The 26,451-nt window shown below is 68.5% G+C and carries 20 protein-coding genes; 9 read left to right on the forward strand and 11 right to left on the reverse strand.

Going from position 1 to position 26,451, the window contains the following annotated elements; genetic code table 11:
• Window positions 1-17 precede the first annotated feature (17 nt).
• Window positions 18-305, reverse strand: coding sequence for a hypothetical protein (locus tag KF837_18405; GenBank protein MBX3229298.1), 288 nt, complete (start codon window positions 303-305; stop codon window positions 18-20).
• Between the two features lie 207 nt (window positions 306-512).
• Window positions 513-1,379, reverse strand: a complete 867-nt coding sequence (locus KF837_18410; protein ID MBX3229299.1) for a hypothetical protein — start codon at window positions 1,377-1,379, stop codon at window positions 513-515.
• 64 nt (window positions 1,380-1,443) lie between these two features.
• On the opposite strand from KF837_18410, the gene KF837_18415 reads away from it, so the two are divergent.
• Window positions 1,444-3,204: a hypothetical protein gene (locus KF837_18415; GenBank protein ID MBX3229300.1), complete on the forward strand. Its 1,761-nt coding sequence runs from the start codon at window positions 1,444-1,446 to the stop codon at window positions 3,202-3,204.
• Window positions 3,205-3,215: 11 nt separating this feature from the next.
• Here KF837_18415 and KF837_18420 read toward each other — a convergent pair whose 3' ends face one another.
• Genes KF837_18420 through KF837_18430 form a run of 3 tightly spaced genes read right to left on the reverse strand, consistent with a single transcriptional unit; the run spans window position 3,216 to window position 10,140 of the window.
• A complete protein-coding gene (locus KF837_18420; GenBank protein MBX3229301.1) occupies window positions 3,216-4,640 on the reverse strand; it encodes a hypothetical protein in 1,425 nt (474 codons plus the stop codon).
• Between the two features lie 8 nt (window positions 4,641-4,648).
• Window positions 4,649-8,386: a hypothetical protein gene (locus KF837_18425; GenBank protein MBX3229302.1), complete on the reverse strand. Its 3,738-nt coding sequence runs from the start codon at window positions 8,384-8,386 to the stop codon at window positions 4,649-4,651.
• A gap of 8 nt (window positions 8,387-8,394) precedes the next feature.
• Window positions 8,395-10,140, reverse strand: a complete 1,746-nt coding sequence (locus tag KF837_18430; GenBank protein ID MBX3229303.1) for a hypothetical protein — start codon at window positions 10,138-10,140, stop codon at window positions 8,395-8,397.
• Between the two features lie 440 nt (window positions 10,141-10,580).
• Between KF837_18430 and KF837_18435 the strand changes: the two genes are divergently transcribed.
• Window positions 10,581-11,180, forward strand: a complete 600-nt coding sequence (locus KF837_18435; protein MBX3229304.1) for a hypothetical protein — start codon at window positions 10,581-10,583, stop codon at window positions 11,178-11,180.
• A gap of 11 nt (window positions 11,181-11,191) precedes the next feature.
• Here KF837_18435 and KF837_18440 read toward each other — a convergent pair whose 3' ends face one another.
• The 3 genes from KF837_18440 to KF837_18450 all read right to left on the reverse strand — a co-directional run bounded on the left by KF837_18440 (window position 11,192) and on the right by KF837_18450 (window position 14,697).
• On the reverse strand, window positions 11,192-11,716 hold the full coding sequence (locus KF837_18440) for a YraN family protein (GenBank protein MBX3229305.1): 525 nt from the start codon (window positions 11,714-11,716) through the stop codon (window positions 11,192-11,194).
• Window positions 11,717-13,124: 1,408 nt separating this feature from the next.
• Window positions 13,125-13,871 carry a hypothetical protein gene (locus KF837_18445; GenBank protein ID MBX3229306.1) on the reverse strand — a complete coding sequence of 249 codons (747 nt, stop codon included), beginning with the start codon at window positions 13,869-13,871 and terminating at the stop codon, window positions 13,125-13,127.
• A 16-nt stretch (window positions 13,872-13,887) separates the two neighbouring features.
• On the reverse strand, window positions 13,888-14,697 hold the full coding sequence (locus KF837_18450) for a HEAT repeat domain-containing protein (protein ID MBX3229307.1): 810 nt from the start codon (window positions 14,695-14,697) through the stop codon (window positions 13,888-13,890).
• A 180-nt stretch (window positions 14,698-14,877) separates the two neighbouring features.
• Between KF837_18450 and KF837_18455 the strand changes: the two genes are divergently transcribed.
• From KF837_18455 to KF837_18475, 5 genes are all read left to right on the forward strand, one after another.
• The gene (locus KF837_18455) at window positions 14,878-16,668 is read left to right on the forward strand and encodes a hypothetical protein (GenBank protein MBX3229308.1); all 1,791 of its coding nucleotides are present in this window, start codon (window positions 14,878-14,880) and stop codon (window positions 16,666-16,668) included.
• A 38-nt stretch (window positions 16,669-16,706) separates the two neighbouring features.
• Complete coding sequence (gene ftsY, locus KF837_18460; protein MBX3229309.1) at window positions 16,707-17,948, forward strand: signal recognition particle-docking protein FtsY; 1,242 nt, start codon at window positions 16,707-16,709, stop codon at window positions 17,946-17,948.
• A 417-nt stretch (window positions 17,949-18,365) separates the two neighbouring features.
• Window positions 18,366-19,064, forward strand: a complete 699-nt coding sequence (locus KF837_18465; protein ID MBX3229310.1) for an outer membrane beta-barrel domain-containing protein — start codon at window positions 18,366-18,368, stop codon at window positions 19,062-19,064.
• Window positions 19,065-19,075: 11 nt separating this feature from the next.
• Window positions 19,076-19,951 (forward strand): hypothetical protein, encoded by an 876-nt coding sequence (locus KF837_18470; protein MBX3229311.1) that lies wholly within the window; start codon window positions 19,076-19,078, stop codon window positions 19,949-19,951.
• A 35-nt stretch (window positions 19,952-19,986) separates the two neighbouring features.
• Window positions 19,987-21,450, forward strand: coding sequence for a sigma 54-interacting transcriptional regulator (locus KF837_18475; protein MBX3229312.1), 1,464 nt, complete (start codon window positions 19,987-19,989; stop codon window positions 21,448-21,450).
• A gap of 11 nt (window positions 21,451-21,461) precedes the next feature.
• Here KF837_18475 and KF837_18480 read toward each other — a convergent pair whose 3' ends face one another.
• Complete coding sequence (locus tag KF837_18480) at window positions 21,462-22,355, reverse strand: LysR family transcriptional regulator (protein ID MBX3229313.1); 894 nt, start codon at window positions 22,353-22,355, stop codon at window positions 21,462-21,464.
• Window positions 22,356-22,447: 92 nt separating this feature from the next.
• Between KF837_18480 and KF837_18485 the strand changes: the two genes are divergently transcribed.
• On the forward strand, window positions 22,448-23,131 hold the full coding sequence (locus tag KF837_18485) for an NAD(P)-binding domain-containing protein (GenBank protein MBX3229314.1): 684 nt from the start codon (window positions 22,448-22,450) through the stop codon (window positions 23,129-23,131).
• Between the two features lie 3 nt (window positions 23,132-23,134).
• Here the strand turns inward: KF837_18485 and KF837_18490 are convergent, their stop codons facing one another.
• Window positions 23,135-23,881, reverse strand: coding sequence for a HEAT repeat domain-containing protein (locus tag KF837_18490; protein MBX3229315.1), 747 nt, complete (start codon window positions 23,879-23,881; stop codon window positions 23,135-23,137).
• Between the two features lie 40 nt (window positions 23,882-23,921).
• Window positions 23,922-25,328 (reverse strand): cache domain-containing protein, encoded by a 1,407-nt coding sequence (locus KF837_18495; protein ID MBX3229316.1) that lies wholly within the window; start codon window positions 25,326-25,328, stop codon window positions 23,922-23,924.
• 93 nt (window positions 25,329-25,421) lie between these two features.
• On the opposite strand from KF837_18495, the gene KF837_18500 reads away from it, so the two are divergent.
• On the forward strand, window positions 25,422-26,444 hold the full coding sequence (locus KF837_18500) for a histone deacetylase (protein ID MBX3229317.1): 1,023 nt from the start codon (window positions 25,422-25,424) through the stop codon (window positions 26,442-26,444).
• Window positions 26,445-26,451: the final 7 nt, after the last annotated feature.

Below are 26,451 nucleotides of genomic sequence, written 5' to 3' on the forward strand. Positions count from 1 at the left end.
GTCTGGTGCCTATGAGATCAGAGGTTCTCGACGCTCTTCAACATCTCGGGCACGAAAGACGTGCGCGGACGAATCAGGGTCGTGCGCACCGGGCCGGGGCGCACACGGATCGTCGCGTCATTCGGGCCGAAGCCGCCTGCCGCGAGGGGATCGTCGGAGAACTCGTAGCCGTAGCCCTCGTCTTTGCCGCCACCGCCGGTCGCCTTCGCCGCCGCCGCACCGCCGCCCGGCTGTTGGGCGAAGGCCGCGGACGCGGTCGAGAGAACGAATGCAGCGACAAGACCGATCAGAACCCGCTTCTTCATCTTCGACTCCTATTCGTGCGCTTCGATCACGATAGCCGGTTTCGGTCGCACCTGGGTAAATTCTCCAAACCTCAATGCTTTTGAGGATTGGTGCGCCAATTCCAGTGGGAACGGTCAGACGGGACCGGGTTCGCTCGAAGACTGACAGCGCCCTGGGACCGTAGTTCCCCGAAACCTCGCCGGCTCACGATCTTGGGTAGGAGACTCTCAGAACCTGCCTTCCAGGAAGACCGTGCCCGGGCCAAGGCCGAGCTTCGTGTCGGTGCGCTTCCAGTCGACGAGCACGACCGCCACCACGCCGGTGAGGACCGCGAACCCGGCCGTGAACCCGAGGAGGACGTTCGTGCGGAGCTGCTTGCTCTTGCCGTCGTCGAGGTTCTGCTGCGACCGATCCTCGTCGAACTTCGCCTTCTGGTTCTGCACGTCGATCGCCGAGAGGACGGTGAGCCCGCCGAAGAGCACCGTGACGCCGCCGCCGATGTACGCCGCGAGCGGCGGCAGCGAAAACTTGTCGGTCGATTTCTTTACGGTCGGAGGCGAGCCTCGCGACGACGACGACGACGACGGCGGCGGCACGGGCAGCGGGGCCGCCTCCTCCGGCGGCTCCGCGAGCACCACCGCGACGAGCTCCCCCTTCACCGCGGTCGCCTGCTCCGTCGCGACGCGCGCGCCGAACGTGGCCTCGACCTTGTGCGCGCCCGGCGTCACGTACCAGGACTCCGCGAACGCGGGATCGACCGTCTCGCCGTCGACCGCGAGCTTGCTCGATCCCGTCGCGCGGATCGCGAACCGACCGAGCTTCGCGCCGAGCGCGTTGAGCGCCTTCTGCGCCGCGGCGCGGTCCTTCCGCTCCTTCTCCGGTGCGACGGAGAGGTACGCCGCGTAGTCGTTCGCGGCCTTCGCCGGCGCCTTCCTCTTCTGATGCGCTCGCGCCGCGTTGAGGAGCAGCTTCGCGTTCTTCGTCTTCTTGTATTCCTCTTCGAGCGCGACGGGATCTCCCTGCCCTGCCGCCGCGGCCGGTGCGACGACGATCCAGGTCGAAGCTGCGAAGAAGAGCGCTGCCAGGCGGCGCATCTCGATAGCGTATCGCGTGCGGGTGGCGATTGCCGCTCTCCTTGGATTCCGTACGATGAGGACGATGCGGTCGCGCGTGCTCCTGGGGGTCTCGTTCGCCGCCGTCGTCGGCGCGGCCGCGAGCTGCACGACGTTCGACGATCTGCACGCCGATCCCCAGCTCATCGGGGAAGGCAACGGCACGAGCAGCGGCGGCAACGGCACGTGCAAGAACCCTCCCTGCGTCGTCGGACCGAACGGCGAGCAGCTCGGGGGCGGAAAAGGTGCAGAGTGCACGACGGGCGCGGACTGCGCGAGCACGATCTGCGAGCCGAACGGCACGTGCACGGAGGCAACGAGCCTCGACGGGGTGAAGAACGGGAGCGAGACGGACGTGGACTGCGGCGGCGGCGTGCCGACGAACGCGCCGAAGTGCCTCGCCGACAAGGCGTGCAAGGCCGCCGAAGACTGCCTCTGGGGCTCGTGCGACGGCGGCAAGTGCAGCGGCGACAAGCCGGGAGTGAAGGACGGCGATCAGACCGACGTCGACTGCGGCGGCGTCCACTCCCCGCCGTGCGACTGGGAGCGGAGCTGCCAGTTCGATCGCGACTGCGCGGGCGGCGTCTGCGGGCCGGACCAAAAATGCCTCGTCGGCCCGAGCTGCGCGACCGCGCACGGCGGCACGACCTGCGGGACCGGCGAGCTCGACGACGCGACCAAGAAGCACGAGAGCTGCTGCAAGACGCTGCTCGTCCCGGGGTTCACCGACGCGCGCCAGCCGAACAAGAAGGTCTACCTCGACAAGTACGAGATCACCGCCGGACGCATGCGCGTGTTCCTCGAAGAGCTCGCGAAGAAGGACCCCGACGGCGTCCCGAACGTGAAGGCGTGGATCACGAAGAACACCCCCGCGCGCTGGAGCGCGAGCTGGACGGAGATGCTCCCGGAGGGCTGGCAGCAAGGTCAGCTCACGTACACGACGACGACGCCGACGCAGAACCAGGCCTACCCGGCGCAGGACCAGATGGCCCAGCAGCTCCCGCGGACGCCGCAGTTCACGATCCGCGACGGCAGCTGGACGATCTCGACCGGCGCGAATTTCGAGCTCGGGCCCTTCCATTTCTTCCCCGAATACATCGCGCAAGGCGCAGACCCCGACTACGGCGGAAGCCACAACCTGAACTGCACGACCGAGGACAACAGCTTCGGCTTCTCGACGTTCTGGTTCGACGCCGCGACCTTCCAGGCGATGGCCGGCGCGGGGCAGCGCGGCAAGGCGTACACGAAGGAGCAGATGGACGAGAAGGCGCTCAACTGCGCGCCGATGGGCCTCTTCGCCGCGTTCTGCGCGTGGGACGGCGGCCAGCTCATGACCGACGAGGTGTTCGACTTCGTCGCCGGCGGGCCGTGGCCGCTGAACCCGGTCCCGCACCAGGACACGGGGCTGAACCCGCAGATGCCGCCGCAGCTCGCCGGCCTCAACGCCGGGCTCTGCCCGCAGGGCCTCAACATCACGCCCGACAGCACGCAGACCTGCTTCGGCGTCTACGGGTTCCCGAACCCCGGCCTCGGCGGCACCTTCGACGGCTCGAGCCGCATCGCCGCGCCCGGCCGCGTCGCCGCGGACGCGATCTCGCTCGCCGGCGGAGAGCCGTGGATGGACCTGAAGGGCAACCTCAGCGAGGGCGTCTTCCGCGCCGACGGCCGCTACCACTTCCGCGGTCTCGGCATCGGCTACGCGAGCACGCAGGCGCACCGCACCCAGCAGTCCACGCCGCGGATGAAGACCGCGAGCATGGGCGCGCGCTGCATGCGCTTCCGCGACGCCGAGTTCGTCAAGCCCTGACGGATCAGGGACTACTTCGTGTCGCCCTGGTTCGCGGCGTCCTTCTGCGCGTTCGCGTCGAGCTTGAGGAAGGCGATCGTGTCGTCGATGTCGCCGATGCGGCCGGCGTCCTTCGGCGTCCCGTCGCCCTTCACGCGCTTGACCGCGCCGTCGTACTCCGGCTTGCCGCTCGCCTTCTCGAGGAAGGTCTGGAAGATCTTCTTCGCCTCCTCGAGCGTCGCGATCGTCTTCGCCGGCGCGCCGCCGGACTTCGCCTTGAACTCCTGGGTGAAGATGCCCTCGTTGTAGTAGGCGTCGGGCCGGTTCGGATCGATCTTCTTCGCCGCGTCGAGCTCCGCCTGCACCGCGGCGAGGCGCTGGTCGTAGTCGGCTTCGCTGCCGGTGATCGGACCGCGGATCGCGAGGGCGAGGCCGAGGTGCGCGTCGTAGTCGTTCGGGCGCATCTCGAGCGCGCGCTTGTACGCGCCCGCGGCCTGCTCGAAGCCGCGGAAGCCGAGGTTGACCGCGGCGTAGTTCATCTGCGCCTCGAAGAACTTCGGATCGAGCTGGGCCGCCTGCTTGAACTCCGCGACCGCGCCGTTGATCTGACCGAGCTCGTTCTGGATGAGGCCGGCCGTGTTGTGGATCGGGGCGTAGTTCGCGTTCTTGCGGATCGCCTGCGAGCAGACCAGCGCCGCGAGCTCGAGCTGCTGCACGTCCGCCTTCTTCGCGACCGACGCGTTGGTGACGACCTGACGGCCCTTCGCCGACTTGCTCGAGCCCTTCACCGCGCCGGCGCGCTTCTTCGCGAGCTGGAAGTAGTAGAGCGCGAGCTGGTTGAACGCCGGCATGAACGCGTCGTCGATCGCGAGCGCGCGCTGCAGGTTCAGCTTCGCGCAGTCCATGTCGTCCTTGCAGCCCTGGCCGCCCTGCGCGCTGTCGCGGGCCATCTGGACCATCGCGAGGTTGACGAGCGCGGGGACGTTCTGGAACTGCGCGTCGGTGACGGCCTGCTGGAGCGCGTCGATCGCCGCGTTCTCGTTCGAGTCCGCCTTGTACTGGTAGAGCGCGAGCTGCGCGCGCGCGTGGTGGAACTTCGCGTCCGCCTGGAGGGCGGCCTCGAACTTCGCCTTCGCGTTCTTGTCGTCGTTGCAGCGCTGGTACGCGAGGCCGGAGTTGAAGAGCGCCGGCGCGCTGCGGCCGACGGCGTCGAACGCCTTCGCGACCTCGGCGCAGGTCTCGTTGTTCCAGTCGTTCTTCTTGTCGTGCTCGACCATGAGGTCGACCGCGGCGTTGAACCTCGCCTGCTCGTCCTTCGAGAGCACGGTGGCCGCGCCGCCGCCGCCTCCCTTGCCGCCGCCGGCGCCCGGCGACTTCGCGTCCTGTTTGTCTCCCCCTCCGCACGCGGCGGAGAGGAGGAGGAGGGAGGCTCCGAGGATCGTGGTGATGCGCTTCATGGGATCCCTCACTTCTTCTTCGGCTTCGCGGCCGGCTTCGTGGGCTTCGCCGCGGGCTTGCCGCCCTTGTTGTCGTCGTCGCTCGACGCCGTGCCCGCCGCGTTCTTCTCGGGGGCCGGGGCCTGCGGGTGCCAGAACGTGCCGTCGGGGAGGACCGGCGGCGCCTTCTCGTCGAGGCCCGAGTTCGCGAGCGTCGGGGCGCCGCGGAGCTCGTCGACGACGTGGTACTCGGCCTTGTAGTTCTTCGCGAGCCAGACCTCGCACGCGCGGCTGTACTCGTCGAAGTACTGGTACTTCACGGAGAGGTCGAGGCACTTCTTGAGCGCCGGCTTCGCGTGCTGGACCTTGTAGGGCTCGCTCGCGTTGTCGAGCGCGTCGAAGTACGCGCCGCGGAGCTCCGCGTCCGTCTTCCACGCCGCCGGGATCGGCGCGCGGCGGAAGTCGTCGACGAGGTCGCCCCACATGAGGCCGGCGCGCGAACCGGCCGCGATGACCCACTTCGGCGGCGGCACCGGCTTGAGCTCGAGGATCTTCACGTACTCGGGCTCGGTCTTGACGATGGCGGCCTGCTTCTTCAGGTACCAGTCCTTGACCTTCGTGTTGATGTGCTTGAGCACCGTCGCCTTGTCGCCGGGCCCGGTGTACGCCGGGAACTTCACCGGCTCGACGTCGGCCTTGCGCTTCTCCTCGGCGGCGTAGAAGAACGCTTCGCCGACGGCGTTGAGCGCCTTCGCGAGGCGGCGCTCCTTCTGGTTGGCGTCCTCGTCCGGGTACGCCGCCTTGATCTTCTCCTCGGCCGCGCCGGGGTTCGACCAGTAGCCGCGGACCTTCGCGTATTCGGTCTTCGCCGAGGCGTTCTGCTTCAGCTTCTCGTACGCGCGCGCGAGCGTCGCGTGCGCCTGGACCTGGATGTCGGGGGCGGCCTTGTCGATCGTGCTCATCGAGCCCGTCAGCGCGCCCTTCGCCTTGTCCCACTGCTCGTTGTCGGCGTAGTGCGCGCCGACCGCGAACGCGATCGAGGCCGTCTGCGCCGGCTTCTTGCCGCCGTAGTTCTTCGTGAAGAGCTGCGCGTCCTGGATCGCGAGGTCCTCCTGGCCGAGGCCGAGGCGGAGGACGACGGCGTCGGCGAGCGCCTTGTCGGCGTCGGGCGCGTTCGGGTCGGTCTTCGCGTACTTCTCGTACCACTCGGCGGCGAGGTCGTAGACCGCGATCGCCTGGTAGTTACCGCCGATCTCGTAGGTCGCCTTCTTGGCGAGCGGCGAGTTGCCCTTCGTCTTCTCGTCGTAGGCGAGCAGCGCGCGGCGGACCGTGATCGCCTTCGCGACGAGGCGCGCGGCCTGGAACGAGCGCGCCGCGTTGTACGCGATTTCGTCGCATTTCTCGGCTTGCGGCGGCTGGTTGTTGTTGACCGGGTCCTGGCAGTAGCGCCGGAACATCTCGAAGTAGGCGGTGCCGCCCTTCTCGTAGAGGCTGATCGCCTCCTTGCCGCCTTCCTTGTCCGCGCGCTCGACGAGCTTCTGGCTCTTGAGGCGGAGGATGTCGACCTGGATCTTGTTGAGCGTCGTGCACTGCTCCTGGTTCTTCGCGAGCTTGTCCGCCGAGCAGTAGAGCTCGATGAACTTCGGCACGTCGTTCTCCATGTCGTCGAAGCACGACGTCTTCGAGAAGTGGGAGCCGAGGACGTTGACGCTCTCGAGGTAGAGCTGCGCGGCGTAGATGCCGACGTCACGGTCGGCGTGGTTCATCGCGATGTCGCGGAACCCGACCGCGGCCTCGTCCCAGTGCTGCGCCTCGAAGTACGTACGCGAGCGCGCGTACTTGACCTCGACGAGCTGCTCCTGCCCCTGCGCGTCGCCCGCGGCCGGCTTGATGTAGCAGATGTACTTGTTGAAGGCGGAGACCATGCCCTTCTGGCTGTCGGTCATCTCCTTCGGCTTGAGCGCCGCCGCCTCGGCCGCGGCCTGGGCCTTCTTGTCGCCCTTCTTCGTGTCGCCCTGACCCGGGAGGTTGCCCGAGCCCTTCTTCGCGGCGTCGCCCTTGTGCGTCTCTTCGTAGATGTTCTGGTAGCAGAGCACCGCCGCGTACGCGGACTCGGCCGCCTCCGGCGCCTGCGGGTTCTCCTCGACGACCGCGTCGAAGGCGGGGCCGCACTTCGCCCAGTCCTTCTGGAAGTAGAGCAAGTCCGCCATCGCGTACTTGATCTTGTAGATCGTCGGCCAGTCTTCCTTGACGATGCGCGGAAACTCGAATTTCGCGTATTCGTCGGTCTTCCAGGTATCGACGACCTTCTTGTAGAGCTGCGCCGCGAGCGCCATCGACTTGGTGTCGCCGGTGCCGCGCTGGCCCTGCGAGCCGACCGCCTCGAGGTGCCACGCCATCGCGGTCTCGGTCGTGAGGGCCGCGGTCTTGTTCGCGCACTCCGTCTTCTGCTCGGCGGTGAAGCTGCCGGCGCGGACCTCGTTGTGCAGCTTTACCTGCTGATCGATCTCTTTGACGATCGCGTCCTTGTTCGACGACTTCATCGCCATCGTCGCTTCGGTGATGTGCGCCTGGTACACGCACTGACGACCGCCGCGATCGCGGGTGAGGAGGTCCTTGTAGAGGACGATCGCCTCCTGGTAGTGGCCGGTGTCGAGGTAGTTGACGCCGAGGTCGTCCATCATCTTGAACGTCTTCTCGTTGCCCGAGGAGTCGCCCGAGATGTTGTGGAAGAAGTTGTACGCCTGCGCGGGGTCGCCCTTCAGCGCGTAGACCGGGATGACGTCGCGGCGCGCGGAGTCGGCGAGCTTGCTCGCGCCCGGGAGCTGCGAGTTGACGACGCCGAACTCGATCGTCTTCTTGAAGGCGTTGAGCGACTTCTCGAGCTCGCCCTTGTTCCAGAAGACGTAGCCGAGCTTGTACCAGGCGTAGCCGTAGACCTTGTTCGCCGGCGCCGGGTACTTCGTCACCTCCTGGTACGCCTGCGCGGCGAGGTCCCACTTGGAGGGATCGCCCTGCGCCTCGTTGAAGAAGAGCTCGCCGAACGCGAGGTAGGCGTTCGGGATGTACTTCGACTGCGGCGCCTTCTTGATGAGATCGAAGTAGACGCGGCGCGCGTTGGCGAGGTCGTTCGCCTGCTCGTACTCGTAGGCGAGGTAGTAGAGGACCTCGTCGAGCTGGCCGTAGGTCGGGTACTCGTTGACGATGATCGTGTAGTTGTCGATCGCCTTCTTGCGCGCCGCCTTCATGACCTGATCGGCCTGGTTGGCCTGGGTCTGCTGCTGGCCCGCGCCGGCGGGGTTCGACTTCTTCATGTCGTCGCGCTTGATCTCGGCCTGCGTCTTGTCGCGGAAGGCGGCCGACTCGAGCTCGACGTACGCCTCGGCGAGGCGCCGCGCGAGCTGCGGGCGATCGGGCTTGTTCTTCGCCGTCGTCTCGAAGAGGCGCTCGAGGCCCTGGATCTCCGTGACGAGGAGCGCGCGCTGGCGAGCCTGGAGGCGGCTTTTGCGCTCGTCGCGCGGGGCCTCCTCGATGTTCGGCTTGCCGGGCTTGATGTCGCCCTTCTTCTTCAGGTCGGCGGGCTGCGGCGCGGAGTGGAAGTTCGTGGTCGGAGTCTTCGACCCTTTGAACTCCTTCGGCGCGATGCCACCTCCGCACGCGGAGAGGGTGCTCTTCGCCTTCTCGTCGATACAGACTTCCGCCGCCGCCGCGTGCGCCGCGAGCGCAAACACGCCGCCGAACGCGAGAGATTGAAAGACACGCTTCATGGGAACAACTACCTCCCGCACTTCGAGGTGATGGTCTGCCGGTAGAACCCGAGCTCGTCGCGCCAGTACTCGCCGTCGAACGGCCAGATGACGTGCTCCTCGTCCGGCTTCACGATGTTTCGCTCCGACTCCTGGACCGTGACCTGGGAGCCGGCGAGCGCCGCGTCGAGCTGGTTCCTCTTCGCGGACGTGATGTCGATGAGGATCTTCGCCGCGTCGCGCAGGTGCTCGTTGAGCTCGTCGAGGTTGCGCTGGTAGCGCTCGCGGGCGAGCTGGCCGGCGTTACGAACGGCGATGTCGCGCGCGAGCTGCATCGCGTCCTTGACGTCCATGCCGAGGGCGGAGTCGCGGAACGCCGCCGGCGCCTTGCCGTAGCGCTTCTGCTCGTCGTCGAGCACCTGCACGTACTGGAGGTGGCGGAGGAGCTGGCGATCGCCGAGCGCGTTGGTGACGACGGTCTTGATGCGCGGCGGGAGGTCCGCCTTGCCGTCGCGGACCTCGCGGAGAAACTTGTAGAACGGCTCGTCCTGCTCCTCGCCCTGGAAGCGCTTCAGGACCTTGGCGAGGTCGTCGTAGAGCGGCTGGTACTTCTGCTGAAACTTGGCGACGATCGTCTCGGCGTCGTCGTACTGGCAGTTCGCGAAGTAGATGACGGCGCGGAGGATGTCCGCCTCCGGGTAGTACGAGTTCGGGAAGTACGGCGACTGGATCGTGTGGATGTTGCCGAGCGCGTGCGCGTAGTCGCCGGCCATGAAGTACGCCCACGACTCCTCGAAGAGGGCGTCGAGCCAGTACTCGCTCGCGACGTCGACCTTGTTCCAGTACTTCACCGCGGCGGACAGCTTCGCGCTGTCGATCGTCGGCGAGTTCGACTCGTCGAGGCGGACCGACGCCGAGTAGTACGTGCGCGCCATCGAGAGGTAGGCGAGGTCGCGCATGCGGTCCTCGTCCTCGATCGCCTGCTCGCCCTCGTCGATCGCGCCGACGATGCGCTGGAAGCTCTGGACCGCGGGGACGGAGCGGCGGAGCTGGACGTTCGAGATGCCGCTGAAGAACTGGCCGCGGACGTAGTACTTCGACTCGCGCGACACCTTCGAGAACAGGCGCAGCGCGTCGTCGTACTGGCGGTTGCGGTACTTGTAGCGGCCGAGCAGGTAGTTCAGCTGCCAGTACAGCTCGCGCTGGTTCGAGTTGTTGAACTTGTCGATCTGCGAGTCGTTGTACTTGCCGACGCGCTCGACGATGTCGGCGGGCTCGGGGAGGTCGGTCGCGAGCTTGGCGAGCCAGAGGAGCGTCTCGTTGAACTTGAGGTGGTTCGGCTTGTCCGCGATCTCGGAGAAGTACGCGTAGGCGCCTTGATAGAACTTGAGGCGGTAGAGCGCGATCGCGAGGTGGTACTGCGCGAGCTGCTTGTTGCCCTCGTCGTCGCCGGTCTCGCCCTTGTAGACGCGGTAGAGCGCGGCGGCGGCGTCGCCCCATTTCTCGCCGTCGAAGAGGCGCTTCGCCTGCGCGGCCTGCTCCGTCATCTGACCCGCGACGGGCGGCGGTCCGCTCTCGGCGGCCGCCCTCGGCGCGGGGCCCGGCGCGGGCGCGCCCGCACCCGGCTCGTCGAGCTCCACGGTGTTCGAGCCACCAGGCGCGGGCTTCCCACCCTTCGGCTTCTTGCCTTGCGCCATCGAATTCGTCGCGAGCGAGAGCGTCAGCAGCGCGGTTGCAGACGCCATCATGAGCTTGCGGAGTGTAGAGAGACGCATCCTGGTGGTTCCTCTGGGTCGTGAGGTGCGGAGCCTAGCTCGTCCGGGGAATTCCCGAACGTTTTTGACAAGATAATCCCCGCGGGCGGCGTGATGGTACGGAGGCCGCAGCGAGGTTGTCAAGCACGGAACCGGGGCTGCCGGTTCTTCTCTCACGAGTCGTCCGAAGGTCGGCCGACGGCTCACAGACCCGCCCCCTGCGTGTCGTCTTGGGTGAGCCGTCGGTGTGGGCCTCCGCCACTCCTTCAGGACGATGGGGTGCCGCGATGATGTTGAATGAGATTGACGCTCCTTGCCGCAAACCAGTACCGTTCGCGTCGATGACGCTCGAGGCCTTGCCCCGTCCCACCGTGTCGGCAGCCGCACCCGCGGTGGCGCAAACCTCGCGGATTTCCTCGCGCCTGGGGCGCGCGGCGAAGGCGCTGGCCAAGCTGGGCGGTTTGGTCGCGGGCATCACGCTCATCGCGGGCGCGAGCTGCGAGGAGGGCATCGGCGATCCCTGCACTCCCGAGCAGGAGTACAACAAGGACTTCCTCGGCTTCGACGAGAAGGAAGTCAACGTCGAGTCGAAGTCCTTCCAGTGCCGCACGCGCCTCTGTCTCGTGAACCACTTCCGCGGCCGCGTGTCCTGCCCGTACGGCCAGCAGCCGAGCGGCGAGGCGCCGGTCGGCGGCGACCGGTCGTGCACGATCCCTGGCACGGACACGAAGATCGAGGGCGCGAAGGACCCGACGACGGGCGAGTTCGTCGACCCGCGCAAGCAGAACGCGGTCCCCGCGCAGTGCGTCGATCGCGCGTCCGACAAGGCGGTCTACTGCTCGTGCCGCTGCGCCGACATCAACGGCCAGAAGCCGAGCGACCAGACCTTCTGCGACTGCCCCGACGGCTTCCAGTGCCAGCGCCTCGTCACGTCGATCGGCCAAGGCAACGAGGGCCTCACGGGCTCCTACTGCATCAAGACGAACACGGGCTACGACCCGACGACGGCCTGCACCCAGGGCGACTGCGACCCGAACAACAAGCAGCGCCCCTGCAACTAGGAGCCCGCGCGCTACTCCGTGAAGGCGCCTTCAATCCACTTCGTGCCGGAGGGGTTGATCGCGATCACGTCGAGGCGGACTCGGGAGATGCCTTGCATCTTGCTCAGGCGCCCGCGCCAGAGGCCGCGAGCGGCGCGGAGTAGCCGCGCGCGCTTTTGTCGTGTGACGCTCGCGAGCGCCGTGTCGAGCGCACTTCCGCCGCGGTAGCGGACCTCCACGATGACCACGAGGTCATCGCGCCGCGCGACGAGGTCGACCTCGAGGTGCCCGATACGCAGGTTCCGCCAGAGAACCTCGAAGCCCGCCCCCCGCAGGACCTCGACCGCAGCATCCTCGTACTCACGCCCAACCGACACGGTGCTCCTCACCGCAGACCGTTCGCCACGCGCAGCGGAGCGTTCGCCACGCGCAACGGGAGGTTCGCGCGCCGCGGGATGTTCGGCGCGCTCATAGGCCGCTGCGTCGCCGGACGGCTTCGATGCATGCGTCATCGCGCGCTGCTCGGTCGCCGCACCGCGAAGTTGCGTGAAACCCACACGCACGAACCCGACACCCGACGTGCAGAGGCCCGCTCCAGCGGCGCGCTCCGCATCTGCGCTCGCGACCGAACGCGGAAGTCGGACGCCCGCGAAGAGGGCCGAGCGGCCGTCGTGCGGGTGCTTTGCGGTGGAGCGTGCGGCGACTCGGATGCTGGGGGCTGGGTGGTGGACTCGGGAATGGATCGGTGGCTGGGATGCAGGCGCGATGCGGAGCGAAAGGCAGATCCTCGCGACGCCGCATACCGAAGGCGTCGCAGCGAACTGGAGAGTCGTGCGCGCCTAAAGAAAGCGCACGTAGATGCGGCGTCCCTCCCGCGGCGCCGCGTCTGCGCCCGTGGCCCGCCTGTCCGTGCCGCGCGCCCCACGACCGAGCGCGAACGGCTCACGACCAGCAGCGACCCCACGACCGAGGCGAACGGCTCACGACCGGCGGCCCCCATGACCAAGGCGAACGGCTGGCGATCGGTGGCGACCCTACGACCGAGCGCGAACGGCTGGCGATCGGTGGCGCCCCCACGACCGAGCGCGAACGGCTGGCGATCGGTGGCGCCCCCACGACCGAGCGCGAACGGCTCACGACCGCCGGCGCACCCACGACCGAGGCGAACGGCTGGCGACCGGCGCCCCCACGACCGAGCGCGAACGGCTCACGACCGCCGGCGGACCCCACGACCGAGGCGAACGGCTGGGCGACCCCACGAGCGCGAACGCGAACGCGCCCATGACCGAGGCGACCGGCTGTGCCGGAGCCCCCACCGAGCGAGAACGGCTGGCGACCGACGACCACGACCGAGCACGAACGGCGGACGCCCGAGCGCTACGGAGCGCGAACAGCGGGCGCGCCGAGCCCACCACCGAGCGCGAGCGGCTTTGCGCCCCACGACCGGTCGCAGCCGCCACCGAGCGCGAACGGCTTGCGCCCACCACCGAACGCGCGCGGCGTGCACGCCGAGCGCGGCCGGCCTGCGACCGGGGCCCCGCGAAAGCGGCCGCGAAGCAACACGAGCGCGCTGCGCGAGGACCGTGCGCGAGCGGCTTGCGCCCACCACCGAGCGCGCACGGCGTGCACGCCGAGCGCTAGCGGCTTGCGAGCGGGGCCCCGCGAAGCGGCCGCGACAGCGGGCGCGAAGCAACACGAGCGCGCTGCGCGAGGACCGTGCGCGAGCGCGCTGCGCGAGCGGCTTGCGACCGGGCCCGCGAAAGCGGGTGCGAAGCAACCCGAGCGAAGCGCGAGGGCCGTGCGCGAGCGCGCAGCGCGAGGGCCGTGCGCGAGCGGCTTTGCGAGCGGGACCGGGGCCCCGCGAAAGCGGCCGCGACAGCGGTTGCGAAGCAACCCGAGCGCGCAGCGCGAGGGCCGTGTTCGCGGGGTGGGGGTGTCGGGGGCGAAGCCCCTGACCGTGAAAGACTACTTGCCGAGGGCGGCTTGCATCTCGTCGCGGACGAGGGCGATCTTCGCGATTGCGGCGTCGCTGGCGCCGGTTGCCTTGGCTTCGGCCATCGCGGCTTCGAGGGTCTTTACCTCTTCGGCTTGGCGGGCCTTCAGCTTTTCGACCATTTCGGCGAATACCTGGAAGAAGTCCTGGAGCTCGTCGCCCTTGCGGGGCTTGCGGTGGAAGTTGAGCTTTCCGTCGCCGACCTGACGAAGGAGGATCTTCATCATGTGAATCGGGCCGACGACCTTGTGCGTGAAGAAGATGCCGAGGATGCCGATGAGCACGACGAGGAGAAGGAGGCCTGCGACGAGCGTGACCTTCATCGTCGTCTGCTGCTCCGCCGTCTTGAGCGCCTGCGCCTTGAGGTCGTCACGCTGCTGCTGCAGCGCCGCCATGCGCTTGTCCTCCTCGTCCTTGAAGTTCTTGGCGAGCGCCGGCTCGTCCGCGTACTTCTCCGCCATCTGCATCGCGACGATCTTCGCGCTCGTCTCGCTCTCGGCGATCTGCTTCTCACCCTGCGCGATGACCTGCTGGCTCTGCTCCGTCAGCTTGTCGCTCGTGCGGAAGAGGAGGAACCCCATCAGCGCGCTGATGAAGAGCGCGACGAAGATGATGCGCCCGGTCCATTTGAGCTGGAACCTCGCGTCTAGCAGGTAGTTCTTGATGCTCCGCTTGTATTTGACGGGAGCTGCGGGCCGGGGCTCGGCGGACGTGGTCATGACGTTCCTCTCAAGATCACAAGAACTGCGACGCGTTGTTCGCGAACTGCTCGCTGGCGAGACCCGCCGCGAGCTCCAAGAGACGGTCCTCGGACGCCTTGTCGCCGCTCGACACGCCTTGGGCCGTGAGCGACTTGTCGACGTTACCGAGCAGTGACTTGTTCGGGTAATTGAAGACGCCGATCTTCACCTTCACGCGAAGGTTGCCGCCGTCGTACTGGAAGTTGTCGATCGCGATCGCGAGGTAGAAGCCGCCCTTCAGCTTCTTGTCCTTGATCACCTGCCGCGCCTTCTCCGGCGTCTCCCCCGCCGACGGCGCGAGCTGCACCGTGCCCGCAGCGTCGAGCTTCGCCTTCACCGAATTGAGGACGATCTTCTCGACCTCCGCGTTCGCGCGGCTCGTCGCGTTCGCGACCGACGAGAGAGAGATGTAGTACTTGGCGTTGGGGTTGTCCTTGATCACGTCCCCGCCGCCGCCCGACTTGTTGATCGTGTTGATCGCGAGCGAGATCGCGTCCCTCACCGCCGCGCTCGACTCCGTGCGCAGGTGCGCCTCGAGGCAAGGCAAGGCGCTGCGCTTGTTGAGGAGCTTCAAGCCCGCCGTCGCCGCCTGGCGTACGCCTTCTTCTCGATCGCCGAGCCCGCCGCAGAGCGGATCGACCGCGCCTTCGTCGTTGGTTCCGCCGAGCGAGAGCGCGGCGGACGTGCGAACACGCGCGTCGCTGTCCCTCATCTTCTCGGAGAGGTATCTGATCCGCTCGCTGTCCGCATGCGCGTCGCCGGGCGTGAACGCGAACAACGCGCCCGCACATAGCGACGCAGCCATGACGCTTCCCCGCAGCCGTCTCACGAAGCCAAGTCTACGCATCCGCCACGCCTCCGGAACAGCTTTTCGCTGGCTCCACATAGTTCAGCGGGAAGATCGACGGCCGCGCCGGCCAAAACTTCAACGCGACGATGCAGTCCATTGGCTTGGACCTCCGGGCGATCAACGATGATGTCACCCATGTGGAGACTCTCGCAAGCGTGCCTCTTCATCATCGCGTTCTTCGCGATGATCGAGGCCGCGCACGCCGCGCCGCTGAAAGTGCGGGTGCGTGGAGCGGCGAAGATCTCCGCGCGTGGGTGGCGGGAGCAGGTCGGCGGTGACGCGGCGCGTACCGAGCTCGTCCTCAGCGGCACATTGACCGACGACGCCTCGCTCGCGATGCCGGGGCAGCCGGTGATCGTCCGCGTCGCGCGCGAGACGGACCCGCACGACGCCATGGTGGCGGAGGGGATCCGAGCTGCGAGATCGTGCGACAGAGGCCACGCGCAGGTCGTGAAGGTGCAGGGGCCGCGCGAGGCGCCGGAGGTGGCGATCACCACCGACGAGGCCGGCCGCTTCTGCTTCCGCGCGCCGCTCGAGCCCGATCGCTACAAAGCGACGGTCGTGTTCGCGCCGCCCGGGGGCCGCGGCCTCGTCGACGGCGCCGAGCGCGAGATCGGCTTCGACCTCTCGCGCCGCGGGCTCGCCTTGAAATTCGATCCCGAGCCGAAGGTGCTCGAGCTCGACACGCCGCGCGTGACGGTCGAGGCCGTCGCGCTGCACGACGACGAGGACTCGCCGCACGTCGCGCCCGGCCTCGTCGTCGTGCTGTCGAACGAGAAGGAGGAGATCGCGCGCGCGACGTCGGACGGCTCCGGACGCGCGCGCTTCGCGTTCTCCGGCGCGAAGGCGGGGCCGCCCGGCGTCGGCGAGCTGCGCGCGTCGTTCGCCGGCAACACCGACATCGCGGCGACGACGACGACGCACGAGATCGAGCGTCACGTGAAGGTCAACGTGAAGGTGCCCGCCGCCGAGCGCGGCGAGCTCGAGCCGAAGGTCCCGGAGGAAGGGATCCCGATCGTCGCCGACGTCACGTCGAGCCTCGGCCCCGTCGGCGAAGGATCGATCGAGGCGCGCGTCGGCGAGGTCGTCGTCGGCGCGGCGCCGGTCGAGCGAGGCATCGCGCGGCTCACGCTCACGTTCGCGACGACGTCGAGCGAAGCGTTCGTGCGCCTCCGCTACGTCCCGTCCGCGCCTTGGTACGAGCCGATCGGCGAGCCGGTGATCCGGGTGCCGATCCGCGGGCCGTCGCTGCTCTCGAAGGCGCCGCTCCTCCTCGCCGGGCTCGCCGTGATCGCGTTCTTCCTCGTCGGCCGCGTGTCGGGACCGAAGATCAAGCCGGAGCCCGCGCCGGGGAAACCGGATCCGCTCCCCGATCCGACGCCGCGCATCGAGGTCGTGCGCCCCGCCGAGCGCGGTCAGGAAGGATGGACCGGCAAGATCGTCGACGCCCACGAAGGCACGCCGATCGCCGGCGCGCGCGTGTGGATCGAGCGTGGCACCTTCGACGGCCGCGCGAGCCTCGTCGGCTTCGAGACCGGACCGGACGGCCGCTTCACGCTGAAGGGCATCGGGCCCATCGCCGGCGACGAGAGCATCATCGCGGAGGGCCACCTCCACGCGCGGCTCTCGCAGACCCTCCCCGCCCCCGGCGAGCTCACGATCGCGCTCGCGGCGCGACGGCGCGCGCTCCTCGCGCAGCTCGTCGCGTTCGCGAAGAAGCGCGGCGCCCCCTTCGACGTCCGCCCCGAGCCGACCCCCGGCCACGTCCGCCGCGCCGCGCAGGGCGATCCGCGCGAGGCCGGCGCCGCCAAATGGGCGGCCGCGATGGAGAATGCGGTGTTCGGCCCGGGGGACGTCGACGCCCGGACCGAGGCCGAGGTCGCGCGGCTCGAGCCCGACAAACCCGCCGATCCGACGCAACGTTGACGGGGTAAGGCCGCTCTCCATATAAGGAGCACACCTCGATGGACAAGCTGCCCCTCATCATCGGCGTCGTCATCGTGGCGGCGGTCCTGGCGTACCTCCTCTTCTTCCGGAAGAAGCCGGCGCTCCCCGAACCGGCCGCGAAGCGCCCCGAGGCGGCGCCGCCGCCCGCCAAGAAGGCGGAGAGCGTCCCGTCCACGAAGGTGCCGTCGACGAAGACGGAGGTGCCGGAGTCGACGAAGGCCCCGTCCACGAAGGCCCCGTCGGCGAAGGTCCCAGCGGAAGAAGAAGCGCCCGCGCCGCCGCCCTCGGCCGCGCCGACCGCGGAGGCCCCGCCCGTCGTCTCGAAGAAGGACGTCGCCGGCCTGCGGAAGGGCCTCGCCGCGACGCGCGGCGGCTTCATGGCGAAGCTGAAGGCGCTCATCACGGGGAAGAAGGAGATCGACCCCGCGATCCTCGACCAGATCGAGGAGGTGATGATCACGAGCGACGTCGGCGTGAAGACCACGCAGGCGATCCTCGAGCGGCTCCGCGATCAGCTGAAGAAGAACGAGCTCGCGGACAGCGACGCGGTGTGGGCCGCGTTGCGCGCCGAGGCGACGCGCATCCTCTCGCTCCCGGTGCAGGCGCCCCCGAAGGGCGCGAAGCCGCTCGTCGTCTTGATGGTCGGCGTCAACGGCGTCGGCAAGACCACGTCGATCGGGAAGCTCGCGACGAAGTGGAACGCCGAGGGCAAGAAGGTGATCCTCGGCGCCGGCGACACGTTCCGCGCCGCGGCGGTGCAGCAGCTCGAGGTCTGGGGCAAACGCGTCGGCGCCGACGTCGTGAAGGGCAAGGAAGGCGCCGATCCGGGCGCGGTCGCCTTCGAGGCGACGAAGAAGGCCACAGAAAGTGGAGCCGAAATTCTTCTCGTGGACACTGCAGGTCGTCTTCACACGAAGGTGAACCTGATGGACGAGATCAAGAAGGTGAAGCGCACCATCGCGAAGGCGATGGAAGGGGCGCCCCACGAGACGCTCCTGGTCATCGACGCGACCACGGGACAGAACGCGCTCACGCAGGCGGCGCTCTTCAAGGAGGCCCTCGAGCTCACCGGCATCATCCTCACGAAGCTCGATGGAACCGCCAAAGGCGGGGTCGTCCTGGGGGTCTGCGACGAGCTGAAGGTCCCCGTCCGCTACATCGGCCTGGGCGAACGCGCCGAGGATCTCAGGGAATTCGTCGCGGCGGACTTCGTCGAGGCCTTGTTTGGCAAGGATGACGACGACGCGGCTGCGGCGTGAAAGAGAATTGGATTGCTCGGCCAAAAACATCCGTGTTATCGTGGCCTGCAACTCTGCAGTACCCCTGATTTTCTCAATGTTTTTGAAGCTTTGCAAGCCGTTCCGTAGAAGGGGTTCTTGATGAAGCACGCTCGAAGCTGGCTCCTTCTGGTGGTGGCGTTGTTGCTGCTGCCCTCGGCTGCGTTCGCGCAGCAGAAGAAGCCCGGCGCCAAACCGGGAACGACGAAACCGGCAGCAAAGCCCACCCAGCCCACGCAGCCGGCGGGCGGTGACATCGAGATCGACGATCCGAACACGCCGCCGCCCGACCAGCCCGCCGTACCACCGCCCGAGCCGCCCCCCACCACCGGTGGCGACACGAACACCGGCGGCGGCATCTGCGAGATCGACCCCACCGCCTGCCCCAAGCAGGCGGACGTGGCGAAGCTCGCGGGTCGTGACGTCAAGGCCGACGTCTACGCGGTGCAGCAGATCTACGCGCTCCGCCGCGGTCGCTTCGAGGTGAACCCGTACTGGAGCTTCAGCCTCAACGACCAGTTCGTCACCCACCCGGGCCCCGGCCTCGCGGTGAACTACTACCTGACGAACGTGCTCGCGGTCGGCATCAACGGCACGTACTACCAACCCTTCAACGGGGACGCCGACTTCAACTTCGAGAACCGCCGCGCGACGCGCCTCGCGGTCCCGCTGAACGAGTACCTCGCGGGCTACGCGGTGAACTTCACGTACGTCCCGATGTACGGGAAATTCAGCGGCTTCGGGAACTTCATCTTCCACTACGACGGCTACCTCGTCGGAGGCGTCGGCGGCCTCTTCACCCGTCCGATCGCGGTCATCGATCCCGACAACCGCAAGTTCGACTACGAGCACCGCATCGCCTTCAACCTCGGCTTCGGTCTCCGCGTCTTCTTGAACCGCTGGTTCTCGGTCATCGGCGAAGTCCGCAACTACGTCTACATCGAGCAGCTCGAGAACGTGAACGTCGGGACGACGCAGGCGCAGCAGACCGACCCCGGCACGTGGTTGGGTGAGAAGCCGCTGACGGTGAACGTCCAGGCTCAGGTTGGCATCAGCGTCTTCTTGCCGTTCAGCTGGGAATACAGGTTGCCGAAATGAAAGCGCGCAAGATGAACAGCCGGAAGCGCAGCTTCACCGCACGTTGCGTCGTCGGCGCGCTCGCCGTCGCGCTCGGCGTCGCGGCCGCTCCCTCCGAGGCGCAAGCGCAGGAGATCCAGCTCACCGGTCCGCTCGCCGGTGCCCCCGCCGTCCGCAAGCTCCGTCTCTACCGCGAAGGTCGCGCGGAGATCGCGCTCGGCGGCGGCTTCACGCTCCTCGACGAGTACAAGCGCACGATCTTCCTCTCGGGGCGGCTCCAGTACAACCTCTTCGACTGGCTCGGTATCGGCGTCTTCGGCGGTTTCTCGCCCGACGCGCTCAGCCTCAACACCGACCTCGCCGACAGGATCGACGACACGCCGGCGCCGCGTAACTCGCGCACGGCGGTGAACCTCCCCGCCAACGCCGGCAGCCCCGCGTTCGGCGACCAGGCCGGGAAGATGAGCTGGATGGCGACGCCCCAGATCTCGTTCAGCCCGTTCCGCGGCAAGCTCGCCCTCTTCCAGAAGCTGTTCGTCGACACCGACCTCTACCTCCACGGCGGCGTCGCGTTCGTCGGCGTGAAGGAGCGCGCGAACTGCGGCGGTACGGGCCAGACGGCGTGCACCGCGCAGGCGAGCTTCGCCACGAACGACCGCGTCGCGATCGCGCCGTCGTTCGGCCTCGGCCTCACGCTCTACCCGTCGGGCTTCCTCAGCATCAACGTCGAGTACCGCGCGTTCCCGTTCTCGTACAACCGCGGCGGCTTCGACTCGCGTGGCGCGGGCCCGGACGCGTCGTTCCCGGACTTGAAGATCGACTCCGAGGATCAGACCTTCAAGTTCAACCAGATGATCTTCGTCGGCGTCGGCATCCATCTGCCGACGAGCCCGAAGGTCAGCGAATAGGCTAGTCTCTCCTCCGAGGAGGTCGGCCGAGCGAGATGTCCGATACGCTCTCGCAGACCCGGCGCGAGGATCTCTCGACGAACGAGGGCGGCTTCATCGAGGAGCCCGCCCTCTACGTCGTTCTGGAGGGCGAGCGCGTCCTCTCCAGCGGCATGCGCGTCCCGCTCGCGAACGTCGACGAGCTGCGCATCGGCCGCGGCGCGACGCGCTCGCTGCGCGCCGAGGACGGCAAGAAGGCGGTGCTCGAGATCCCGGACCCGCGCATGTCCGGCAAACACGCGCGCATCTTCCGCGAGGACGGCGCGTGGCTGCTCGAGGACTCGGGCTCCACCAACGGCACGTTCGTCGAGGGCAAACGCGCGCCGTCGGCGCTGCTCGAGGAGGTCACCGTCATCACGTTCGGCGCGACGGTCGTGCTCTTCGATCCGGCGGAGCGGGTGCCGGACAACATCAAGACCGCGGCCGTCGACGCGCCTTCGTTGAAGTCGCGACCGCGCGGCACCGCCACGCTCGTCCCGGCGGTGGAGCAGGCGATGCCGCGCCTCGTGCGCGTCGCGATGTCGAAGCTCTCCATCCTCCTCCTCGGCGAGAGCGGCTCCGGGAAGGAGGTCCTCGCGCAGACGATCCACAAGCTGTCGGGGCGGAGCGGGCCGTTCGTCGCGATCAACTGCGGCGCGCTCGCGCCGACGCTGGTGGAGAGCCAGCTCTTCGGTCACCTGAAGGGCGCCTTCTCCGGCGCGCTGAAGGACGAGCCCGGCCTCGTCCGCGCGTCGTCCGGCGGCACGTTGTTCCTCGACGAGATCGGCGAGCTCCCCGCGAGCGCGCAGGCCACGCTCCTCCGCGTGTTGCAGGAGAAGGAGGTCCTCCCCGTCGGGGGGACGAAGCCGGTGCCGGTCGATCTCCGCGTCGTCGCCGCGACGCTCAAGCCGATCGACACGCACCCCGGCTTCCGCGCCGATCTCTACGCCCGCATCGCCGCGTTCGTGCATCGCCTCGTGCCGCTCCGCGAGCGCAAGGCCGACATCGGGCTCGTCACCGCGGACATCCTCCCCCGCATCGCCGGCGAGCGCGCGGAGAAGATCCGCCTCGCGCCCGATCTCGGGACCGCCCTCGTGCAGCACCACTTCCCGCTCAACTTCCGCGAGCTCGAGCACATCCTCTCGGTCGGCCTCGTCACGTCGACGGAGGACCTGCTCCGCCTCGAGAGCGTCGGCGAGGCGATGAAGAAGTCGCGCGCGCCGGAGGAGCCGGAGCGCGACCGCCCCTCGTCGCGCAGCGGCGGGACGAGCCTCAAGGACACCGGCAAACACGCGCGCTCGGCGGTCCCGAAGGAGCTCTCCGAGGACGACCTGAAGCTGAAGGACGACCTCGTCGCCGCGCTGACGAAGACGAAGGGCAACATCAGCGAGATCTCCCGCACGATGGGCAAGACCCGGATGCAGATCCACCGCTGGATGAAGCGCTTCGGCCTCGACCCCGAGTCGTTCCGCGGCGGCTGACGCGCGCGCGCCTACGTCTTCCGGAAGACGTCGACGAGGAAACGCAGGAACGCGCGGACGTTCACGGAGCTCGCGCGCGCCGGCGTCGCGACGGCGTGGATGCTCGGCCCCTCCGCCGCGAACGGCGCGAGCACCTCGACGAGCGCGCCCTCCTTCAGCGAACGCTCGGTCATGAAGTCGAGGACCTGGCAGAGCCCCATCCCCGCCTCCGCCGCGGCGAGGAGGTGGGCGCCGTGGTCGACGAGGACGTTGCCGCGGACGGGGACGGTGCGCGGCGCGGCGCCGTCGACGAACGACCAGTCGCGCGGCTTCCCGTCCGGGCTCACGAAGCGCAGGCAGTTGTGCGCCGCGAGATCGGCGAGCGATCGCGGCGCGGGGCGGCGCGTGAGGTACGCCGGGGCGCCGACCGTGGTCCAGCGCGTCTTGCGAAGGAGGCGCGCGACGAGGCTCGAGGAGGCGAGCGCGCCCATCCGGATCGCGACGTCGTGGTGCGGATCGGGGAGCCGCGCGACGCGGTCCGTGATCTGGAGCCGGAAGGAGAGGCGCGGGTACTGCGCGGCGAGCCGCGGCAGGTTCGGGATCACGAATGGGGCGAGGATGAAGGGCAACGTGACGCCGAGCTCGCCGTGCGGCTCGCGGCGGGCGCTGCTCATCGCGTCGCGCGCGCCCTGGACGCCGAGGACCGCCTCGCGGCAGCGCTCGAGGAAGACCGCGCCGTCCTTCGTGAGCGTGACCGCGCGTGAGGTGCGATCGAGGAGCTTCACGCCGAGGTCCTCTTCGAGCTTCCGGACCGCCTTGCTCACCGCGGCGGTGGTGACGCCGAGGCTGACCGCGGCGCGGCCGAAGCTCTTCTCCTCCGCCGTGCGGACGAAAGGGAGGATGCCCGCGAAGAGATCGGCCCGGATCGTCAACCTATAGTTGACGATATGTTGACGATGTCGCCATGGTCAACCGTGGGTCGCGGTCGTAGCTTCTTCGTCCGGAAGGAGAGACGAACATGAAGATTGGAGTCCTCGGCACGGGCAGCGTCGCGAAGATCGTCGCCGGCAAGCTCGGCGCAGACGGTCACGACGTGAAGATCGGGACCCGCGATGTGAAGGCGACGCTCGCGCGCAACGAGCCGGACATGGCGGGCCTCCCGCCGCTGCGCACGTGGCTCGAGACGAACACGCGCGTCTCGGTCGGCACGCACGCGGAGGCGGCGAAACACGGCGCGCTCGTCGTCAACGCGCTGTCGGGCACGGGCGCGCTCGAAGGGCTGGAGAGCGCCGGCGCCGACGCCCTCGCCGACAAGATCCTGATCGACATCTCGAACCCGCTCGATTTCTCGAAGGGCTTCCCGCCGTCGCTCACGGTGTCGAACACCGACTCGCTCGGCGAACGGATCCAGAAGGCGCTCCCGAAGACGAAGGTCGTGAAGGCGCTCAACACCGTGGCCGCGCCGCTGATGGTCGATCCGCGGCAGCTCGCCGGCGGCGAGCACACGATGATCGTCTGCGGGGACGACGCCGCCGCGAAGGCGGAGGTCACCCGCATCCTGAAGGAGTGGTTCGGCTGGAAGGACGTCATCGACCTCGGCGACATCACGAACGCGCGCGGCACCGAGATGTGGCTGCCGCTCTGGGTCCGCCTCTACGGCGCGCTGAAGACGCCGCTCTTCGGGATGAAGGTCGTGCGCTGACGGCTAGCGCTTCTTGATCTTGCCTTCGCCGTCGATGCCGAACTCGGGCGGGAGGACCTTGCGCACCGGATCGCGCTGGTCGTCCGGGATCTCCCAGCCCAGCTCGGCGAGGCCGTTCGCGATCTTCGCGCGGATGCGGGTGCTCTCTTCGTCGAGGAGCAGCTTGAGGATCGGCTCGAGCGAGCGCTCGTCTTGCTGCGCGAGCACCGCGACGACGGCGTTGAAGCGCGCCGGATCGCTCGCGTCCTCGAGGAAGGGCTCCACCGCCTCGCGGATCTTCGGGTGCTTGCGCTCGCCGAGCTCCTCGAGGAGCTGGAGCTTCGGATCGATGAACTTCGCGTACTCGGTGTCCCAGCGCGAGAGCCAGACGAGCAGCTCGTCGACGAGCTCCTCCTCCTCCAGGATCGACTTCATCACGCGGAGCGGCGAGTTGATGCTCTCCGCCTTCATCGCGAACGCGCGGACCGGCTCGATCGCCTCGCGCCCCGCCTTCAGGATCCCCTCGAACGCGGCCTCCTTCTCTTCCTGGTCGGTGATCGACGGATCGATCTGGAAGGTGAAGCGCTTGAGCAGCGCCTCCACCGCCTCGGCGGTCCCCTGCTTCGAGAGCTCCTGGATCGCCTCCTGGCGATCGTATGCCTGCGCTCGCTTGCTGCCCGCGTACTCGGCCCATTTCGCGATCGAACTCGGCTTCTTCTTCTCGCCGTCGCCCTTGCCGCTGTTCTTTTTGAAGATATCGAAGAGACCCATTTCGTCCTGAAACCCCGAGCCGGCGCCGAATGTTTCGGTCTCAGATCGCGACGGCGAGGAGCTGCACCTCGCGGCCGTTCACCTGGACCTGGTAGCGGACGGGCTTGCCGTGCTTCGCGAGCGCCTCCTGCTCCATGCTCTGAATGCGGTTCTTGAACACGTCCGGCGTGATCTGGTCGACCGCCTCACCGAGGCCGCGCTTCGCCGTGATGTACTCGTTGTAGAGTCGCGCGTAGTACTGGTCCGCCGGCTCGCCGACGCCCGGGTTCGAGCTCGGGACGACGCCGGCGAAGCTCGGGTCGATGCCGTACGCGTTCTGCGCCGCGCCGGCCGGGACCGGCGCCTTCGAGACGCGACCCTCTTCGTCGGTGTTGTCCTCCTCGACGCCCATGAGCTGGTTGAGGAGCTGATCGATCCGGAACGCGAGGCCGCCGAGCTCGGCGTGGTCCATGTCGAACCGCTTGTCGCTCTGACCGTTGAGGATCGCGAGGAGGCCCTCTTCGAGCTTCGCGAGCGGCTGCGAGATGTAGTTGCCGAGGAACCAGCCGCCCGCGACGACGAGGACGAGGCCGAGCGCCATCGCGCCGAGGATCGAATACGGCACCGCGCCGGTGCCCTCGAGCAGCGTCGTCGGCGCGACCGCGACGACCGCGGTCTGCTTGAGGCCGAGGCCGTCGAGCGGCGCGGCCGCGAAGTAGACGTTGCCGTTGCCGCCGCCCACGACCGTGCCGGTCGTCAGCGCGTTCTTCACGTCGCCGGCGCCGTCCTTGACCGCCGCCTTCACCTCGTCGGTCGTCTGCGTGCTCGAGATGATCTCGCCCTTGTCGTTGACGAGGAGCACGCCGCGGCCGCTCGTGCCCGCGATCGATCGCGCGAGCGCGTCGTTCAGGCCGACGCCGATGACGAGCATCATCGTGCGTCCGTTGTCGTCGCGAACGGGGACGTAGGAGGCGAGGTACTGGTCGGCGCGCTTCGCGTCGACCCAGATGTCCGAGCCCGGCGACGTCTTCGCGAGCGCCTCCTTGAAGGCGGGGTAGTTCGCGGCGACGTCGTCGCCGGAGGTGAGGTCGGAGCCGTTGCGGCCGAGGATCTTGCCGTTCGTGTCGACGACCGCCGCGAACGACGGCTTCGCGCCGAGGGCGGCGGTGGCCGCGTTCGCGATCTGATCGGAGAGCTGCCGCGCCGCGCCGGCGCGCGCGTCCTGCGTCGCCTTGCTGAGCGACTGGCCCGTCGCTTTTTCGGCGCTCTTCGCCGCGAGCCAGCGCTCGGCGCGCAGCCCGTCGAGCTGGAGCTTCGCCGCGACGCCGACCGCGTCCTGCTGCGCGCTCTTCTTCAGCGCGTCCGTGCTGCCCGTCGCGAGCGAGAGCTGCGTCTTCACGATCGCGAAGGCGAGCAGCCCTACGATGAGGACGATCACGGCGTTGACTGCAATGATCTTGTTCCGCATTCGGTACCGGCCTGTTTTCTCCGTCCACCCCACGCAGACGCGAGGCTTCGAAGCGACTCGACGCTATCATTCGGCGTCCTTCTGCGGCAACCCATGACTGACGCGCTTCTCCTTTCGGATCCGCGGTTTTTCCAGCACCGCTCCGCTGCCTACCACCCCGAACGCCCCGAGCGGCTCGACGCCGCCCAGGCCGCGATCGAGCGCGCGCGCGACGGCGGCCTCGTGTTCGCGCCGGTGGCGCCGCGACCGGCGACCCCCGCCGAGCTCGCGCGCGTGCACACCCCGAAGTTCGTCGAGTGGCTCGGCGGCCTCCGCGGCGAGGAAGGCTATATCGACGCGGATACGTACCTCGGACCCGAGAGCATCGCGGTCGCAGAGCTCGCGGCCGGCGGCACGGTCGCGCTGGTCGACGCGCTCCTCGACGGACCGGTGAAGCGCGGGATCGCGCTCGTGCGGCCGCCCGGCCACCACGCGCGGCCCGATCAGGCGATGGGCTTCTGCCTCTTCAACAACGTCGCCGTCGCGGCGGCGCACGCCCGCGCGCGCGGGCTCTCACGCGTCGCCGTGATCGACTGGGACGTCCATCACGGCAACGGGACGCAGGAGATGTTCTACCGCGATCCGAACGTCCTCTACGTGTCGACGCACCAGTTCCCGTTTTACCCGGGCACCGGCGCGGTGCGCGAGACCGGCGAGGGCGAAGGCGAGGGCTTCACCGTGAACGTGCCGCTCACCGCCGGCGGCGGCGACGGCGTCTACCGCGGCGTCTTCGAGCGCGTGATCCTCCCCGCGCTCGAGCAGTACGCGCCGGAGCTCGTGATCATCAGCGCGGGCTTCGACGCGTCCGCGCGCGATCCGCTCGCGGAGATGGCGCTCTCGGCCGACGCGTTCGGCTGGATGGCGCGCGCGCTGCGTCGCGTCGCCGACACGTCGGCGGACGGTCGACTCTTGCTCGCGCTCGAGGGCGGCTACGACCTCGTCGCGCTCGAGTCGGGCCTCCTCGCCGCGACGCGCGGGATCACCGAGGGCGTCGCGATGGAGATCGCGCGCGAGGTCGATCACGAGGACATCGAGCGCGCGGCGAAGACGGCGAAGCAGGCCTGGAAGGTGGATTGAGCTTGGA

It is taken from the genome of Labilithrix sp. (assembly GCA_019637155.1).
Classification (GTDB): Bacteria; Myxococcota_A; Polyangia; order Polyangiales; family Polyangiaceae; genus Labilithrix.